This window comes from Paenarthrobacter sp. PH39-S1 (genome assembly GCF_030063245.1).
Lineage (GTDB): Bacteria > Actinomycetota > Actinomycetes > Actinomycetales > Micrococcaceae > Arthrobacter_M.
In genome coordinates this window covers 25,971-43,939 of the sequence record NZ_JASISR010000008.1, presented here as the reverse complement: position 1 = coordinate 43,939, position 17,969 = coordinate 25,971, and the positions used below count along the sequence as shown (strand labels likewise).

The 17,969-nt window shown below is 64.8% G+C and carries 10 protein-coding genes and 2 pseudogenes; 9 read left to right on the top strand and 3 right to left on the bottom strand.

Features of this window, described 5'->3' with window-relative positions; translation table 11 throughout:
- The first annotated feature begins 9 nt into the window (after positions 1–9).
- The 5 genes from glgX (at position 10) to QMG52_RS06955 (ending at position 8,879) form a co-directional block, all read left to right on the top strand.
- The gene (gene glgX, locus QMG52_RS06975; protein ID WP_283559705.1) at positions 10–2,202 is read left to right on the top strand and encodes a glycogen debranching protein GlgX; all 2,193 of its coding nucleotides are present in this window, start codon (positions 10–12) and stop codon (positions 2,200–2,202) included.
- A gap of 73 nt (positions 2,203–2,275) precedes the next feature.
- Positions 2,276–4,738, top strand: a complete 2,463-nt coding sequence (gene treY / locus QMG52_RS06970; RefSeq protein ID WP_283559704.1) for a malto-oligosyltrehalose synthase — start codon at positions 2,276–2,278, stop codon at positions 4,736–4,738.
- Positions 4,739–4,760: 22 nt separating this feature from the next.
- The gene (treZ, locus tag QMG52_RS06965; RefSeq protein ID WP_283559703.1) at positions 4,761–6,554 is read left to right on the top strand and encodes a malto-oligosyltrehalose trehalohydrolase; all 1,794 of its coding nucleotides are present in this window, start codon (positions 4,761–4,763) and stop codon (positions 6,552–6,554) included.
- Positions 6,551–7,588 carry an L-glyceraldehyde 3-phosphate reductase gene (mgrA, locus tag QMG52_RS06960; protein ID WP_283559702.1) on the top strand — a complete coding sequence of 346 codons (1,038 nt, stop codon included), beginning with the start codon at positions 6,551–6,553 and terminating at the stop codon, positions 7,586–7,588. The genes treZ and mgrA overlap by 4 nt, the downstream gene beginning before the upstream one ends.
- 205 nt (positions 7,589–7,793) lie before the next feature.
- Entirely contained in the window at positions 7,794–8,879 is a 1,086-nt protein-coding gene (locus QMG52_RS06955) for an inositol-3-phosphate synthase (protein WP_283559701.1), read from the top strand.
- Between the two features lie 85 nt (positions 8,880–8,964).
- Here the strand turns inward: QMG52_RS06955 and QMG52_RS06950 are convergent.
- Positions 8,965–10,652: pseudogene (locus QMG52_RS06950) on the bottom strand (glycoside hydrolase family 13 protein).
- Positions 10,653–10,802: 150 nt separating this feature from the next.
- A pseudogene (locus QMG52_RS21910) lies at positions 10,803–11,012 on the bottom strand (ABC transporter permease subunit); the annotation flags it as partial.
- A 385-nt stretch (positions 11,013–11,397) separates the two neighbouring features.
- On the opposite strand from QMG52_RS21910, the gene QMG52_RS06940 reads away from it, so the two are divergent.
- A complete protein-coding gene (locus QMG52_RS06940) occupies positions 11,398–12,861 on the top strand; it encodes a protein adenylyltransferase SelO (protein WP_283559700.1) in 1,464 nt (487 codons plus the stop codon).
- Positions 12,862–13,200: 339 nt separating this feature from the next.
- On the opposite strand, the gene mshA is transcribed toward QMG52_RS06940, so the two are convergent.
- The gene (gene mshA / locus QMG52_RS06935; protein WP_283559699.1) at positions 13,201–14,448 is read right to left on the bottom strand and encodes a D-inositol-3-phosphate glycosyltransferase; all 1,248 of its coding nucleotides are present in this window, start codon (positions 14,446–14,448) and stop codon (positions 13,201–13,203) included.
- Positions 14,449–14,643: 195 nt separating this feature from the next.
- Here mshA and QMG52_RS06930 point away from each other — a divergent pair, with 195 nt between their 5' ends.
- From QMG52_RS06930 to QMG52_RS06920, 3 genes are read left to right on the top strand one after another with little or no spacing between them, the layout of a single operon-like run.
- Positions 14,644–15,522: a carbohydrate ABC transporter permease gene (locus QMG52_RS06930; RefSeq protein ID WP_283559698.1), complete on the top strand. Its 879-nt coding sequence runs from the start codon at positions 14,644–14,646 to the stop codon at positions 15,520–15,522.
- Positions 15,509–16,504 (top strand): carbohydrate ABC transporter permease, encoded by a 996-nt coding sequence (locus QMG52_RS06925; protein ID WP_283559697.1) that lies wholly within the window; start codon positions 15,509–15,511, stop codon positions 16,502–16,504. The genes QMG52_RS06930 and QMG52_RS06925 overlap by 14 nt, the downstream gene beginning before the upstream one ends.
- Before the next feature lie 40 nt (positions 16,505–16,544).
- On the top strand, positions 16,545–17,882 hold the full coding sequence (locus QMG52_RS06920; protein WP_283559696.1) for an ABC transporter substrate-binding protein: 1,338 nt from the start codon (positions 16,545–16,547) through the stop codon (positions 17,880–17,882).
- Positions 17,883–17,969: the final 87 nt, after the last annotated feature.

Below are 17,969 nucleotides of genomic sequence, written 5' to 3'. Positions count from 1 at the left end.
GGAGTACACATGGAAGTTTGGCCGGGAAACGCCTATCCGCTGGGAGCCACCTTTGACGGAAACGGCACCAATTTCGCGATTTTCAGCGAGGTTGCCGAGTCCGTGCAGCTCTGCCTTTTCGACGACGACGGAACGCAGACCAGCGTCGACGTCGTCGAGGTGGACGGCTACGTCTGGCATTGCTACCTCCCGCAGATCCAGCCTGGGCAGAAATACGGATACCGCGTCACCGGCCTGTATGACCCGGAGCAGGGCCAGCGGGGTAATCCCAACAAACTGCTGCTTGACCCTTATGCGAAGGCAGTAGCCGGAAAAATCGACTGGGATCCGTCACTTTTTTCTTATAATTTGGGAGACCCGGACTCCAAGAATGATGCCGATTCCGCCCCACACATGATGCTCGGCGTCGTCATAAATCCTTTCTTCGACTGGGACGGTGACCGTTCCCCCCGCACGCCGTATCACCACTCGGTCATTTACGAGGCCCATGTCAAGGGCCTGACACAGCTGCACCCGGACGTGCCGGAAGAGCAGCGCGGAACCTATGCTGGCGTTGCGCACCCGTCCGTCATCGAACATCTGAAGAAGCTCGGCATCACGGCCATTGAACTGATGCCCGTCCACCAGTTCGTCCAGGACAGCACCCTGCTGGATCAAGGCTTGTCGAACTACTGGGGCTACAACACCATTGGATTCTTCGCCCCGCACAACGAATACAGCTCCACGGGGGACCTGGGACAGCAGGTGCAGGACTTCAAAGCGATGGTCCGCGCCCTGCATCTGGCGGACATCGAGGTCATCCTGGACGTGGTCTACAACCACACGGCCGAAGGAAACCACCTGGGCCCAACGCTCTCCTTCCGGGGCATCGACAACGCCGCGTACTACCGTCTGATGGACGGCGACGAAAAGCACTACATGGATTACACCGGCACTGGCAATTCGCTGAACGTGCGCAACCCGCACGCCCTGCAGCTGCTGATGGATTCGCTGCGCTACTGGGTCACCGAAATGCATGTGGACGGGTTCCGTTTTGATCTGGCCTCCACGCTGGCCCGGGAGTTCTATGACGTGGACAAGCTGTCCACTTTCTTTGAACTGATTCAGCAGGATCCGGTGGTGTCCCAGGTGAAACTCATTGCCGAACCGTGGGACATTGGTCCCGGCGGCTATCAGGTTGGTAATTTCCCGCCGCAGTGGACGGAGTGGAACGGCAAGTACCGGGATACCGTGCGTGATTTCTGGCGCGGTGAGCCGTCAACGCTGGGTGAGTTTGCCTCCCGGCTGACCGGCTCCGCGGACCTTTACGAAAAATCGGGCCGGCGCCCGGTGGCATCCATCAACTTCGTTACGGCCCATGACGGTTTCACCATCGCTGATCTGGTCTCCTACAACGACAAGCACAACGAGGCTAATGGGGAGGGGAACAACGACGGCGAGTCCCACAACCGCTCCTGGAACTGCGGTGTTGAGGGCCCCACCGAGGATCCAAAGGTTCTTGGACTGCGGGCACGGCAGCAGCGCAACTTCATCGCCACGCTACTGCTGTCCCAGGGCGTGCCCATGCTGCTGCACGGTGATGAGCTGGGCCGCACTCAGCAAGGCAACAACAACACGTACTGCCAGGACTCCGAGCTGAGCTGGGTGCACTGGGATGCCGTGGATAAACCGCTGGTGGAGTTCACAGCCGCCGTGAACCGGTTGCGGGCCGACCACCCCACGTTCCGCCGCAGCCGTTTCTTCGATGGCCGGCCGGTGCTGCGCGGTGAAGGCGACAAGCTCCAGGACATCGTCTGGCTGAACGTCGATGGCCGGGAAATGCTGCCCGACGACTGGGACAGCGGGTTCGGGCGCACCATCGGAGTCTTCTTCAACGGTGACTCCATCAGCGGCGTGGACCGGCGGGGTCACCAAATCACGGATGTGAATTTCCTGCTCTACTTCAATGCCCATGACGATGTGGTGGAACTGACGCTCCCGTCGAAGGATTACGCTCCTAAATGGGACGTCGTGATCGACACCGCTGGAGTCCATGCCGATGATGCCGTGACGTTGGGCAGCTCCGCCAAGATCGCCATCGAAGCCAAGGCTCTGATGGTGCTTCGGGCACATTCCGCGCAGGAGGAAGAGCCGGACCATTCAGTGGCCGCTTCATTGGCCGAACGCGTCAGCCCCATGCCGGGATTGAGCAGCGAACTCTAGAGCCGTGTCCCGCGTCTTGCGTCAAGGCAAGGCGCGGGACGCCGTTGTGCAGCCATTACGGAGGAACCCGCAGATGAAAACACCCGCTTCCACCTACCGACTCCAGATCCACGACGGATTCACGCTGTGGGATGCCGCCGGGCAGGTGGATTACTTGGCCCGGTTGGGCGCGGACTGGCTCTACCTGTCCCCCCTGCTGAAGGCGGAGGCCGGATCGAACCACGGCTACGACGTCGTCGACCCTTCGCTGCTGGATCCGGCGCGCGGCGGCGAGGACGCGCTGGCCGCACTGGCTGCCAAGGCGCATGCGGCGGGGATGGGAATCCTGCTGGACATTGTGCCCAACCATATGGGCGTGGCCACGCCGGCTGCGAACCCCTGGTGGTGGTCGTTGCTCAAGGAAGGCCGGGAGTCCCGCTATGCGGAGGCGTTCGACGTTGACTGGGATGCCGGTGGCGGCCGGATCAGGCTGCCGGTGCTGGGCTCGGCGGCGGATCTGGACGCGCTTGAGGTGCACGGCTCCGAGCTGCACTATCACGAGCACCGTTTTCCGCTGGCGGACGGAAGCTGGGGAACGGACGACGGCGCTGAACCAGACGGCGCTGAACCGGACGGCGGCGCCCGCGTTCTCACCGGCGCTCAGGCCCGAGCGGTACACGACCGGCAGCACTACGAGCTGGTCGACTGGCGCCGCGCCGACCACGATCTGAACTACCGGCGGTTTTTCGCCGTCAATTCGCTTGCCGGCATCCGGGTCGAGGTTCCCTGGGTTTTCGACGAATCCCACGCACGGATCCTGCATTGGGTCCGGCAGGGCTGGGTAGACGGGCTGCGGGTGGACCACCCGGACGGCCTGGCCGATCCGGCCGGATACCTGCGGCGGCTCAAGGACGCCACGGACGGCGCTTACCTGCTGATCGAGAAGATCCTCGAGCCAGGGGAAACGCTGCCGGACTCTTTGCACTGCGAGGGAACCACCGGCTACGACGCGCTGGCGCAGCTGGACCGGATCTTTGTGGACCCGGAAGGCGAGGCACCCTTAAGCATGCTGGATGCCCGGCTGCGCGGCGAAGAATGCGGTTACGCGGAACTGATCCACGGGACCAAACGGGCAGTGACCGACGGCATGCTGAACTCGGAAATCCGCCGGCTGGCCCGTCTGGTTCCTCCGGGCAGCCCGCTGTCCGCTGCAGATGCCGAGGATGCGCTGGCGGAAATGATTGGTAATTTCGACGTCTACCGGACTTATCTGCCGATCGGTCTCGAGCGTCTGGAACGCGCCGCCGGCCGGGCCCGCACGCGGCGCTCGGAGCTGGGGCCGGCATTGGATATTCTGCTGCCGCTGCTGGGTGGCCGACCCGGAGCCGCGCCCGATGCGGCCGCGGAGGGAACGCGGACCGGGGATCAATTGGCCATCCGTTTTCAGCAGACCTCCGGAATGGTGATGGCTAAGGGTGTGGAAGACTGCGCGTTCTACCAATACACGCGGCTGACCTCGTTGACGGAGGTCGGTGCGGACCCGGCCGTCTGGTCCGTCGGAACGGACGAGTTCCACCACTTCATGGCTGCCCGGCACGGTCGGGAGCCGCTGGGCATGAATGCGCTGAGCACCCACGACACGAAACGCGGTGAGGACACCCGCGCGCGGATTTCCGTGCTTTCAGAGCTACCGGCGGAGTGGGAACAGCTGCTGGAACGGCTCCGGGAGCTGGCCCCGCTCCCGGATGGACCGCTGGAGAATCTGCTCTGGCAGTCGGCGGTCGGCGCCTGGCCGCTCAGCCGTGGCCGGCTGCAAGGGTACGCGCAGAAGGCGGCCCGGGAGGCCGGGAATTCCACCACCTGGACTGCTCCGGATGAGGCCTTTGAACGGCAGCTGGCATCGCTCGTGGATGCGGCCTATGACAATCCGGAGGTGACGGCGCTGATCGACGGCTTCGTGGACCGGATCCGGCCGTACTTCCACGCGAATGCCCTCGGTGCCAAACTGCTGCAGCTGATGATTCCCGGGGTCCCGGATGTGTACCAGGGCAGCGAGTTGTACGAGCAGTCCCTGACCGACCCGGACAATCGCCGGCCAATCGATTTTGACGAAAGACGGCGGCGGCTGGCAGCGCTGGACGCCCGCACCGCGGGTGCCGGCAACGGTGAAAGCAGCGGTGACGGCGCCGGCGTTTTCGATGCAACTGCCGACGGGTCTGGCGGCCTCGACACCGGGATGGCCAAACTGCTGGTGACCTCGCGTGCGCTGCGCCTGCGCCGGGATCGGCCGGAACTGTTCACCGGCTACACACCGGTGCAGGCCAACGGCCCTGCCGCGGGCCACCTGCTGGCGTTTGATACCGGCGCGGCGATCGCTGTGGCTACCCGGCTGTCCCGCGGGCTGGAGGCCGACGGCGGCTGGCGGGGGACCGCCGTCGTGCTTCCCTACGGGTGCACCGATCTGCTGACTGGGCGCACTCACCCGGCGGAGCCGGTACCCGTGGCGGAAATTCTCACCGACTTTCCGGTGGCGCTGCTGGCGCGGACCGGCGACTAAACCACAACGACCGAGGAGAACCATGATCGACCGGGACACCGCCAGCACGCGTTTTGATCTTTGGGCACCCGATGCCGAATCCGTCACCCTGCTGGCCGAGGGCCAGCGGCTGCCGATGACGCGCAGCGCGGACGGCTGGTGGGCCGCTGCCGGCGCGCCCCGCGGTGCCGACGTGGATTACGGCTACCTGCTGAACGGCGAGGACACGCCGCTGCCGGATCCGCGCTCGCGGCGCCAGCCGGGCGGCGTGCACGAGCTGTCCCGGACCTTCGACGCCGGAGGCTACCTGTGGGGCGACGGCGCGTGGACCGGGCGTCCGCTGGCCGGCGGGGTGATCTACGAACTGCACATCGGCACGTTCACGCCGGAGGGCACGCTCGATGCCGCCATCGCCAAACTGGATTATCTGGTCGACCTGGGTGTGGACTTCGTCGAGCTGCTGCCGGTCAATGCGTTCAATGGCACGCACAACTGGGGATACGACGGCGTGCTGTGGTACGCGGTGCACGAAGTCTACGGCGGGCCGGAGGCCTACCAGCGGTTCGTCGATGCCTGCCACCGGCGCGGGCTGGGCGTGATCCAAGACGTGGTCTATAACCATCTGGGGCCCAGCGGCAATTATCTTCCGCGGTTCGGCCCGTACCTGGCGCAAGGCTCCTCCAACACCTGGGGAGACACCGTGAACCTCGACGGGCCGGGCTCCGATGAGGTGCGCCGGTACATCGTGGAAAACATGCTGATGTGGTTCCGTGACTATCATGTGGACGGGCTGCGGCTGGATGCGGTGCACGCGCTCCAGGACAGTCGGGCGGTGCACATTCTGGAGGAACTGGCCGTGCGCGCCGACGCGGCATCCGTGGCGCTCAGCCGGCCGCTGTCCCTGATCGCGGAATCCGATCTCAATGACCCCCGCCTGGTTTACCCCCGCGCGGCCCATGGCGACGGGCTGACCGGGCAGTGGAGCGACGACTTCCACCACGCCGTGCATGTGAACATCACCGGTGAAACCGATGGCTACTACGCGGATTTTGCCTCCGTCGGGGCGCTGGCCAAGGTTCTCACCAACGGGTTCTTCCACGACGGCACGTACTCAAGCTTCCGGGGCCGGCACCACGGCAGGGTGGTTGACCCGCGGGCCGCCGCACCCTGGCAGCTGGTGGTCTGCATTCAAAACCACGACCAGATCGGCAACCGCGCCATCGGAGACCGGCTCGGCGCCGCCGTCGGCTTTGACCTGCTGGCCGTGGCAGCGGTGCTGAATCTGGCCTCCCCCTTCACCCCGATGCTTTTCATGGGCGAGGAGTACGGGGCCGGGACGCCGTGGCAGTTCTTCACCTCGCACCCGGAAGCGGAGCTGGGAAAGGCGACGGCGGAAGGCCGGATCCGCGAATTTGAGCGGATGGGATGGGATCCGGCCGCGGTGCCGGACCCGCAGGACCCGCAGACGTTTGCCCGCTCCAAGCTCGACTGGGACGAGGCCGCCGGCGGCGCGCACGCATACCTGCTGGAGCAGTACCGGCAGCTGATCGCCCTGCGCCGAAGCACTCCGGCCCTGACCGACCCGACGCCGGGCGCAACGCGGGTGGACTTCAGCGAGGCGGACCGGTGGCTGCTGATGCACCGCGGCAGCGGTCCGGAGGCGGTGGGCGTCGCGGTGAACCTCGCCGACGAACCGTGCGCCATTCCGAACTCTGCCGGCGTTGCGCAGATTCTCTTCAGCACCCGGGACGGCGCGGTGCTCTCCGCCGGGCAGCTGGAACTGCCGGGCCGCAGCGCCGTGGTCTTCCGCAGGGTTGGTGGCATGATGAAGGCATGACCTATTCCGCTGCCGAAGATCGTTATGACTCGATGCCGTACCGCCGCGTGGGGAAGAGCGGGCTGAAGCTGCCCGCCATCTCCCTGGGACTGTGGCACAACTTCGGCGATGACAAGGGCTTTCAGGAGCAGCGGGCCATCCTGCGCCGTGCCTTCGATCTGGGCGTCACACACTTCGACCTGGCCAACAATTACGGGCCGCCGGACGGATCCGCGGAGACCAACTTCGGCCGGCACCTGGCGGATGACTTCACGCCGTACCGCGATGAGCTGGTCATCTCGACCAAGGCCGGCTACTACATGTGGCCGGGGCCGTACGGCGAATGGGGATCCCGGAAGTACCTGCTCTCCAGCCTTGACGCGTCGTTGCAGCGGATGGGCCTTGACTACGTGGACATCTTCTACAGCCACCGGCCGGACCCCGACACCCCGATGGAGGAAACCATGGGCGCGCTGGACACCGCGGTGCGCTCCGGTAAGGCCCTGTACGCGGGTATCTCCTCCTATACGCCTGAGCAGACCCTGGAAGCGGCCCGGATCCTCAAGGATCTGGGCACCCCGCTGCTGATCCACCAGCCCTCCTATTCTCTGCTCAACCGCTGGACAGAAGACGGGACCCCGAACCTGTACGAGGCATTGGACCAGGTCGGCGCCGGCTCGATCGCCTTCTCGCCGCTGGCCCAGGGCATGCTCACGGACCGCTACCTCGACGGGATTCCGGCCGACTCCCGGGCCGCGAAGGAGCGTTTTCTGTCCGGGGAGGCCCTCACCGAAGACAAGATGACGCGCGTGCGGGAGCTTAACAGGATCGCCGGCGGACGGGGCCAGTCGCTGGCGCAGATGGCGATCGCCTGGGTTCTGCGGGACCAGCCCAAGGGGTCGCCCGTCACGTCGGCACTGGTCGGCGCTTCGAGCGTTCGGCAGTTGGAAAACAATCTGGCCGCCGTGCAGAACCTGCAATTCAGCACGGATGAGTTAACTGCCATTGACGAGTTCGCCGTCGAGTCTGCCATCAACCTGTGGGCCCAGCGGTAAGCCAGCCTCACGTTTTAGGATGCCCGCCCGGGGGGTGTTTATCAGGACAGGGAACAACTTCAGCCGGTTCCCTGTTGGATTATAATGATCAGGCGCCTCTGGGCGCCGCCACGCCTTGCCCCGCCAACAGCTGCGGCCGCAGCGGGCCAGGTCTGTTGCACCATTGAATTGCAGAATATGAATTGCAAAATTAATAAGGAGTTCCGTGTCTTCTCATCCAATTCGGGTAGCCATTGTCGGAGTCGGAAACTGCGCCTCGTCACTGGTGCAGGGCGTGCAGTATTACCAGCACGCGGACCCCGCCGCCGCTGTGCCCGGTCTGATGCATGTGGAGTTCGGCCCGTACCACGTCAATGACGTGCACTTTGTGGCCGCTTTCGATGTCGATTCAAAAAAGGTGGGACTGGACCTTTCCGAGGCCATCGGCGCGAGCGAAAACAACACCATCAAGCTCGCCGATGTGCCCAACTTGGACGTGCCGGTGCGCCGCGGACCGACGCTGGACGGGCTTGGAAAGTACTACCGCGAGACGATCGTGGAATCCGATGAGGAAGCCGTCGACGTGGTCGCGGTTTTGCACGAGGTGCAGGCCGATGTCCTGGTTTGCTACCTGCCCGTCGGTTCCGACGCCGCCGCCAAACACTACGCACAGTGCGCCATTGATGCCGGCGTGGCCTTTGTCAATGCGCTGCCCGTCTTCATCGCCGGAACAAAGGAATGGGCAGACAAGTTCACCGCGGCCGGGGTGCCCATCGTCGGTGACGACATCAAGAGCCAGATCGGCGCCACCATCACTCACCGTGTGATGGCAAAACTGTTCGAGGACCGCGGTGTGGTGCTGGACCGGACGTACCAGCTCAACGTGGGCGGAAACATGGACTTCAAGAACATGCTGGAGCGCGACCGGCTGGAATCCAAGAAGATCTCCAAAACGCAGGCCGTCACGTCCAACACCTCCGCCGTACTGGCGGCAGACGACGTGCACATCGGCCCGAGCGACTACGTGGCGTGGCTCGATGACCGCAAATGGGCCTTCGTCCGGCTCGAAGGCCGCAACTTCGGGGATGCACCGGTGTCGCTGGAATACAAGCTTGAGGTCTGGGATTCACCGAACTCGGCCGGCGTGATCATTGACGCCATCCGGGCCGCCAAGATTGCCCTGGACAGGGGCATCGGCGGGCCCCTCCTCTCCGCCTCCAGCTACTTCATGAAGTCCCCGCCGGAGCAGTATGCCGATGACCTCGCCCACGAAAAGGTCGAGGCCTTTATCCGCGGAGACGTGGACCGTTAGTCGTTCGTGATCGTGCTGCGCCCGTTCCCGCAGGGAACGGGCGCAGACTTATCTGCGTCCAGGGAGTGGACCCGTCGAAACCGGGTTACGGGGCCAGCCAGAGCGTGGTTTCGGCCGGGATGCAGGCGCCGGCAGCCCACGGGGCGCCGCTGCTGAGCACCACCGTGGCGGAGTCAACGCCGGCAGGCAACGGTGTGGGAGCGTCACCGAAGTTGGTGAGCACCTCCCAGCCGTTGGGGCGGCGGTAATGCGTCAACGTATCGCGGGGCGCGGAAAGCCATGCCAACGACTCGTCGCATTGCAGTTTGCGGCGCCAGCGCAGCGCGGCACGGTACAACTCCAGGGTGGACCCGGCCACGCCGTCCTGGACAGTGACGGCCTTGTCCGCGAACCAGGCGGGTTGGGGCAGCCACGGGGTGCCGCCAAACCCGAAGTTCTCAGCAGTGGCATCCCACGGCAGCGGGACCCGGCAGCCGTCGCGGCCCTTCACCTTGTGCTTTGTCCGGAACCAGGTGGGGTCCTGCAGGGAGGCCTGCGGCAGGTCGGCCACCTCGAACAGGCCCAATTCCTCACCCTGGTACAGGTAGGCGGAACCTGGCAGCCCAAGCATGAACAGCGTGGCAGCGCGCGCCCGGCGCAGGCCACGAGCCAAATCGGCAGCAGGTGCCTCGCCGTCGGCCAGCAGCCAGGCTTCCAGGTCGTCCTCCGTGCTGCCGTCGGGCAGGGCGTAGCGGGACGGGTGCCGGATCACGTCATGGTTGGAGAACACCCAAGTGGAGGACGCGCCGGAACCTGCCGCCTCCGCCAGGCATTTCTGCACGATGGCACGGAATTCGGCGGCGACGAACGGGGCCTGCAGCAGGTCAAAGTTGAACGCCTGGCCCAGCCCGGTGGGCTGGGCATATTTGAGCCGCCGGTCGGTGAACGGCACCCACGCCTCGGCCACGGCTGTGCGCGGCGGATTGTATTCATTCAGGACCGCCCGCCAGCCTGCAAACACTTCATGGACCGCATCACGGTCGAAGAGCGGGTCGGTGCCGTCATCCACCAGGCTGCCAGCGCCGGTTTCGACCGCAGCGGCAACGACATGTCCTTGACCAGGGCGTGGGCCACATCGACCCGGAACCCATCCACGCCGCGGTCGGCCCAGAAGCGCAGCGTGGTGTGGAAGTCCGCACGCACCTCGGGGTGATCCCAATTGAAGTCCGGCTGCTCCGGGGCGAACAGGTGCAGATACCACTGCCCCGGTTTACCCGCATTGGGGCCGGCCTGTTCCACCACCCGGGTCCAGGCACCCCCGCCAAAGTGGGACGGCCAATCGGAAGGCGGCCGGGCGCCGTCGTCCCCCAACCCGTCAAGGAAGTGATAGCGCGCCCGCGCGGCAGACCCGGGCGCGGACGCGAGGGCCTCCTGGAACCAGACATGCCGGTTGGAGCTGTGATTGGGCACGATGTCCACGATGATGCGGATATCGGCGGCATGCGCGGACGCCACCATGGCGTCAAAGTCCGCAAGGCTGCCCAGCCGCGGGTCCACGTTGCGGTGGTCGTCCACGTCATATCCGCCGTCAGCCAGCGCCGACGGGTAGAACGGGCTCAGCCAAATGGCGTCGATGCCCAGCTCCGAGAGGTACCCCATGCGGGAGGTCAAGCCGGGCAGATCGCCGAGGCCGTCCCGGTTGGCGTCGGCGAAACTGCGCGGATAGATCTGGTAAACCGCCGCCTGCCGCCACCAATTGGCGTCCGGATGCAGGGCAGGATTTTCGATGCTCATTATTTGATGGATCCTCTCATGACGCCGGAGATAACCCAGCGTTGGGCGATTAGGACACGCGGCAGGAGGAAATCGTTCCAGGCTCACATGCATGCACGTGAGAATGCCTACCGTGGCGTTCATCGGCGTGAGCAGCGCGAAGATGACTTGTCGGAACGTGGTCCAGACGCTGGCGCCGTCCATGATCGCCGCCTCTTCCAGCTCGGCCGGAATGGACTTGATGAACGCCGTGTAGACGAACACATTGAAGCTCAGACCATAAACTGCGTACAGCAAAAACAAGCCTACCGGGTTGCCCAGCCCCAGCAGAGCCGTTCCTTGGTGACCGGCAGCATGATGATGGGGAACGGAACGAACCACGCGGCGATGAAGAAGTAACAGAGCGCCTGGAAGAACGGGCGGTGCATATTGCGGGCAGGGGGTAGGCCAACCAGCGTGTTGGTGAGGATGGTCAGCGATACTACGCTGCCAGTGCGGTCAGCGGCTGGTTGATGCGCGTGAAAAGGACGCGCGAATGCAGCTTGATACCTTGAGGCAGGCGCACCACCTCATGGGGAGGCCGCTAAACGGGGCGGCGGCAGCGGCCAGCTTAGAGGCGACTTCTCGTAGATATATGCGCTGTTATCGGCGTTCGGATGGTGCTCGGTGTTTATGTCGACTCATCTCGGTCCCCAAGGCCAAGGAGTCCGGCGCTGGGGACTTCGGAAGGTGACACCGGTCACGGTGTCGCAGGTATTCTTGATGGATGAGTGCCACAGCCCTATCAAGCGCTACTTTTTACGGTCGCTTTGCCCGGGAGTTTGCGGAGATGGCCCTTCCTTGGCGGGCAGAGGAGGGTCCGGACCCGCGACTGCTCGTGCTCAACGAGCCGCTGGCCACCGAGCTGGGTCTGGACGCCGCCTCCCTGCGGAGTTCTGGGGGCGTACGTTTGCTGATCGGTAACCTGGTCCCCAGTGGCGCGACTCCGGTGGCGCAGGCCTACGCCGGCCACCAGTTCGGCTGGTTCGCCCCCCGTCTCGGCGACGGGCGCGCACTCCTGCTCGGTGAGATAGCCGACGCGGACGGCCACCTTCGCGACGTCCACCTTAAGGGCTCCGGGCGCACACCGTTCGCTCGCGGTGGCGACGGCCTGGCCGCGGTCGGTCCGATGCTGCGCGAGTACGTCGTGAGTGAGGCGATGCACGCCTTGGGTATACCCACGACACGATCCCTCGCCGTGGTGGCGACCGGGCGTTCGGTGCGGCGCGAGACCCTGCTGCCAGGAGCAGTGCTCACACGGGTCGCGAGCAGCCATCTGCGCGTGGGCAGCTTCCAGTACGCCCGGGCCACGGGCGACATCAACCTCCTGCGCCGCCTCGCCGATCATGCGATCAGCCGTCACCACGCCGGCGCCGCGGAGGCCGAGCACCCCTATCTCGCACTATTCCAGGCGGTGATAGCCGCCCAGGCGTCGCTGGTGGCGCAGTGGATGCTCGTGGGTTTCGTCCACGGGGTCATGAACACCGACAACATGACAATCTCGGGCGAGACCATCGACTACGGGCCGTGCGCATTTATGGAGGCCTTCGACCCGGCCACGGTCTACAGTTCTATCGACGAGGGCGGACGCTACGCCTACGGCAACCAGCCGGTCATGGCGGAGTGGAACCTCGCCCGGCTCGCAGAGGCTCTCCTACCCCTCTTCCACGACGAGCAGGAGCAAGCGGCTGCACTCGCGGTGGAGTCACTAGGCGCATTCCGCCGGCAGTACAGCGCCGCCTGGTCGGCCGGTATGAAGACCAAGCTCGGTCTGCGCGACGGCCTCGGGGACGAAGTGACCTCGCCGCTGGTGCACGAGCTGCTCACCTTGCTTCAGGAGGGCCATGTCGACCACACATCATTCTTCCGGAGCCTCGGCACGGCCGTCCGCGGCCACACTGAACCCGCGCGGGGCCTGTTCCTCGAACCGGCGGCGTTCGATGCCTGGGCGGAGCGCTGGCGCGCCTTGGGTCCGGACGCCGACGTGATGGACCGGGTCAACCCCGTCTACATCCCGCGCAACCATCTCGTTGAGGAGGCCCTCGCCTCTGCGACCGGGGGCGACCTGGATCCGCTCAAACGGCTCCTGGACGCGGTGACTACCCCCTACGACGAGCGCCCAGATCTCGAGCGCTACGCGGCCGCCGCCCCGGAAAACTTCGGCGCCTACCGGACCTTCTGCGGAACCTGAGCCTGAGTTTGAGCTGGACCGCCGCCACCATGCCTAGCGGACTACCGACTCATATTTATAGGCGGATGTGCATCCAGTGAGGCTTCGCCTTGACCGCCGAGGTGTTGGTTGGCTATCGGACGATGACGTCTGGTCCGCTGCGGTGCATTCTGGAAGTATCGTACCTTTCATGTCTAAGCATTCGAATGATCGGATGCCTTCTCCGGCGATCATGGAAAAGATCGAAACAGCCTTTAAGGAGGTTTGAGCCCTGAGCCATTGTCGTGGCCCTGAAACGGACTGAGTACTTCGCGGTGCGGCCCGCCGTCGCCCTCCAGAATTTGGCCTTTGTGTGTCTGACTACCGCCCGGCTACGGCACTTCGGCCGGCGAGCGCGCGGTCGTAGCTGGCGATGGTGAGCTCGGCGGTGTGCTGCCAGCCGAAGGTTTCGGCGTAGACAGAAGCCGCCCGCCCCATGTCCTCCCGGGTCTGCGGGAAATCATAGAGGGACTCCAACGCAGCGGCCCAAGGCTCCGGGTCCCGGCCGGCAACCAGCAGCCCGGTGCGGCCGTCACTGACAGCGCGGGGAAGGCCGCCGACGTCGGTCGCGACCACGGGCGTGCCGCAGGCCTGGGCTTCCAGTGCCACCAGGCCGAAGGATTCGCTTGACGACGGCATCGCGACCACGTCGGCGGAACGGTACCAGTCTGCCAGCTCCACCGCCGCCACGGCCGGCTTCAGGGTGACCACATCGTCGAGGCCTTGGCTGGAGATCAGCCGGGCAAGATTGTAGTGGTCGGAACCGCTGGGCGATCCGATGACGGTGACCTGGAGGTTGATGTCGGGCCGGAGCCGGTGCAGCACCCCGGCGGCCTTGATCAGCACGTGTGGTCCCTTCAGCCGCTGCAGCCTGCCCGCAAACACCACATGGAACGTCTCCGGCGCTATTCCCAGTTGGCGGCGTGACCTGTCCCGGAAGGCGGGCTTGAAGATTTTCAGATCCACACCCGGGGCCACCACATCGATTCTGCTCTCACACCCGTTGTAATGGCGCTCCAGCTCCGCCGCTTCGGCCGTGGTGTTGGCGATCAGCCGGGTGGCACGGCGGACGATCTGCTGCTCGCCCTCCTCGCGCAGACTGGGTTCGGCGCTCTGCCCCGGTGGCAGGTGCTGGTTCTTGACCCGGGCCATCGTGTGCATGGTGTGCACCAGCGGCAGCCGCCACTGGCCGGCCAGCAGCAGGCCGGCCATGCCGGAGACCCAATAGTGCGAGTGGATGACATCGAAGCCGACGCCGCCGCCCTCCTGGCGCACTCCGGCGACGGCGCCGGCCAGGTCCGGCACCAGCGCTGGCAGCTTTTCCTTGGGGACTTTGTGCAGCGGGCCGGCCGCGACGTGACGGACCACGACGCCCTCTGCGAGCGGAACCCGGGCAGGCTGTTCCGCGGATGTCTGCCGGGTGAAAATCTCCACCTCGACGCCGGCCGCCGCCAGTTCAAGAGCCAAAGAGCGGACGTAGACATTCATGCCCCCGGCATCGCCGACGCCGGGCTGGTCCAGCACGGAGGTGTGCAGTGACAGCATGGCCACGCGCCGGACGGTATGCATGAGACGCTCCTCTTGGCAGCCTGATTCTGCCTTTTTTGTTCCTTAGCGACGGTGTGCGATGCGCTTGGGCGCATTCTGCGGTTGAATCTAGTGTGCAGTCGAATCCATGACGGACCAACCGTTGTGTGGGCCGGCGCTTGTGCGGGCCCACGGTAGTGCGGACACTGTACTGCAAAGGGAAGAAGGTGAATCCTCATGGCCGGCAAACTCGTCCGCCGCGAGGCAGGAATCGGATACCTTCTTCTGGCTCCAAGCTTATTCGGCATCCTGGCATTCCTTGTCTTTCCCATTCTGGTGGTGATCTGGCTGTCGGTGAACAGCTGGGATCTGCTCAGTCCGGCAAAATTTGTTGGGCTGGAGAACTTTGCGGACGTCTTCAGCGACACCGCTTTCCGCGGGTCGCTGCTGGTGACGTTGCTCTTTGTGCTCATGGTCATTCCGCTGCAGACAGTTCTGGGTTTGTTCTGCGCCACCCTGCTGTCCCGCGCTCTGCCCGGCTCGGGTCTGTTCCGGGTGGTCTATGTGGTGCCATGGATCTGTGCCCCGCTGGCGCTCGGCGTGGTCTGGAAGTGGATCTTCGCTCCCACCGGCGGCGCGCTGAACGCGATGCTCGGAGGGCAGACGGCGTGGCTGTCGGACCCCGTGCTGGCGCTCCCTGCCGTCGCCAGCGTGAGCATCTGGTCCCAGGTGGGCTACGTGACGCTGTTCTTTATGGCCGGGTTGGCCGCCATTCCGATGCAGCTGGTGGACGCGGCCCGGGTGGACGGGGCCAATGCCTGGCAGACGTTCTGGCAGGTCAAGCTGCCACTGCTGCGGCCCACCATGTTCTTTGTGTTGGTCACCGGGGTGATCAGCAGCTTCCAGGCCTTTGACACCATTTATGCGCTCACCCCGAATGGCGGCCCGCGGGGCAGCACCGACGTCATCGCCACGCGGATTTACGGCGAAGCGTTCCAGACCTTCAACCTGGGCCGGGCCTCTGTGATGGCGCTGGTGCTGTTTGTGGTGCTGGTGGCCGTGACGCTGGCACAGCAGTTCTATTTCCGCAAAAGGATCACCTATGACCTCGCCTAAGAACCGACCCTTTCCGTTCCGATCCTCTTCATCCAGGTCCCTTCCTTCGGGGGACGGAACGACGACGGCGAAACGCGGCACGGCCCGTCGCCAGACGCCGCGCAGCCCGGGTGCCCCGCGGCCGGTCCCGAGCGGTCTGGTCCCGCGCCGGCCGGAGCCGGCCGTGCTGGGCCTTAACGTGCTCAGCTACCTCATTCTGGGCCTGGGCCTGGTGATCACGCTGGCGCCGTTTGTCCTGAGCCTGATGACCGCATTCAAAACGCCCGGCCAGTTCGCCGCGCAGCCGGCCCTGAACCTGCCGTCGCCGGCGACGGGTGAGAACTTCCTGACGCTCTTTTCCGGCGACCGGGACTTCTGGGCCCCCATCGCCGTGACGGCGCAATTGGTGCTGATCGTCGTCGTCGGACAGCTGGGCTTCTCCGTGCTGGCCGCCTACGCCTTCGCGCGCATCGAATTCCCGTTCCGCGATGCCTTGTTCTGGCTCTATCTGGGGACGCTGATGGTGCCGCAGGTGGTGACGGTCATCCCGCTGTACACCATGTTCTCCGAGCTGGGTCTGCGCAACACGTTCTGGGGGCTGGTGCTGCCGTTCGTCTTCGGATCGCCGTATGCGATTTTCCTGCTCCGGGAGTATTTCCGCTCCATTCCGCAGGATCTGATCAGCGCAGCGCGGCTGGACGGCGCCGGAACCCTGCGCATCCTGTGGAGCATTGTGCTGCCGCTGAGCCGGCCCATCCTAGCCACGCTGACGATCATCACCGTGGTGAGCCATTGGAACAATTTCCTCTGGCCGCTGATCATCACCAGTGGAAAGACCTGGCAGACGGTGACGGTGGCCACCGCCGGCCTGCAGTCGCAGTACAACGGAAACTGGACCCTGGTGATGGCGGCCACCACCGTGGCCATGGCGCCGCTGCTGGTGCTGTTCGCCATTTTCCAAAAGCACATTATTTCCTCCCTCGCGATTACCGGATTCAAATAGAGAGTCCGCGCGGCCCGCGCGGACGGATAAGGACAGGACAATGAAAAACATATGGCGCAAGGGGGCAACGGCCGTGGCCGGTGCCGCCGTGCTGGCAATGGCGGCCACGGGCTGCTCGCCGGCGGCTGAAAATAATACCAACAACAAATCCGGCTCCGCGGCGACCGTCACCGTCAGGCTCTGGGACGAACAGGTGCAAAAGGCCTACGACGCGTCCTTTAAGGAATTCGAATCCCAGAATCCCGGCATCACCGTCAAAACCACGCTGGAGCCTTACAACACCTACTTCGACAAGCTGCGCACGGACGTATCCGGCGGCAATGCGGATGACATTTTCTGGATCAGCGGATCTTACTTTGCCCCGTATGCGGACAATTCCAACCTGCTTCAGATCGGCTCTGAGTTCGACGGCGAGAAGAGTGGCTGGGTGCCGGCCGCCGTCGACCAATACACCCGCAACGCCAAGCTGTGGGGCGTTCCGCAGCTCACCGACGGCGGCATCGCCGTCTACTACAACAAGGCCATGCTGGCCAAGGCGGGCGTGGACCCGGCGAACCTGAGCTGGGACCCGACCGATCCGTCCAGGGACACCTTTTTGAAGGCCGCGCAGAAGCTGACCCTGGATGCGAACGGCAAGAGCGCAGATGATCCCGCCTTCGACAAGGACCACATTGTCCAGTACGGCTACAACGCCAGCCAGGACCTGCAGGCCATCTACTACAACTTCATCGGCTCCAACGGCGGCGCATTCCAAGACGGGGAGAAGTTCGTCTTCGCCTCGGAAAAGAGTGCCCAGGCGTTCCAGTACATCGTGGATCTGATCAATAAGTACCATGTCTCGCCCGGTGCCGCCGACACCAATGACAACGGAGACTTCCTGCGGGACGCGTTCATCCAGGGCAAGGTGGCCATGTTCCAGTCCGGGACCTATAACCTCAAGAACGTGGCCGACGGCGCCAAATTCGACTGGGCGGTTGCGCCGATTCCTGCCGGTCCCGAAGGCCGGGTATCGGTGGTGAACAACATTGTTGCCGCCGGCAACGCGAAAACCAAGAACGCGGACGCCACGGTGAAGGTACTCAAGTGGCTCGGTTCGGCGGACGGTTCCAAGTTCATCGGCGCCGAGGGTGCCGCCGTTCCCGCCGTGACGGGCGCGCAGAGCTCCTACCAGCAATTCTGGCAGGGCAAGAACATCGATGCAGGCCAGTTCGCCAAGGCGGCGGAGGGCAAGACCGTCAGCGCGCCGATCGGCTCCAACTATTCGGCGGCGTTCAACGCTTGGAAGCCCATCTTCAATGAGATCTTCCTGGGCCGGACGCCGGTGAAGGAGGGGCTGCAACAGGCGCAGGACGCGGCGAACAAGGCCATGGGGCAGTAGCCGGTACCGGTGCTGGTCGGGTTTGGGGCCACTCGGCGGTGCCGACGGGGGTCGCGGCGTGCAGGAATCCTGCGGCGAACGTTCCCC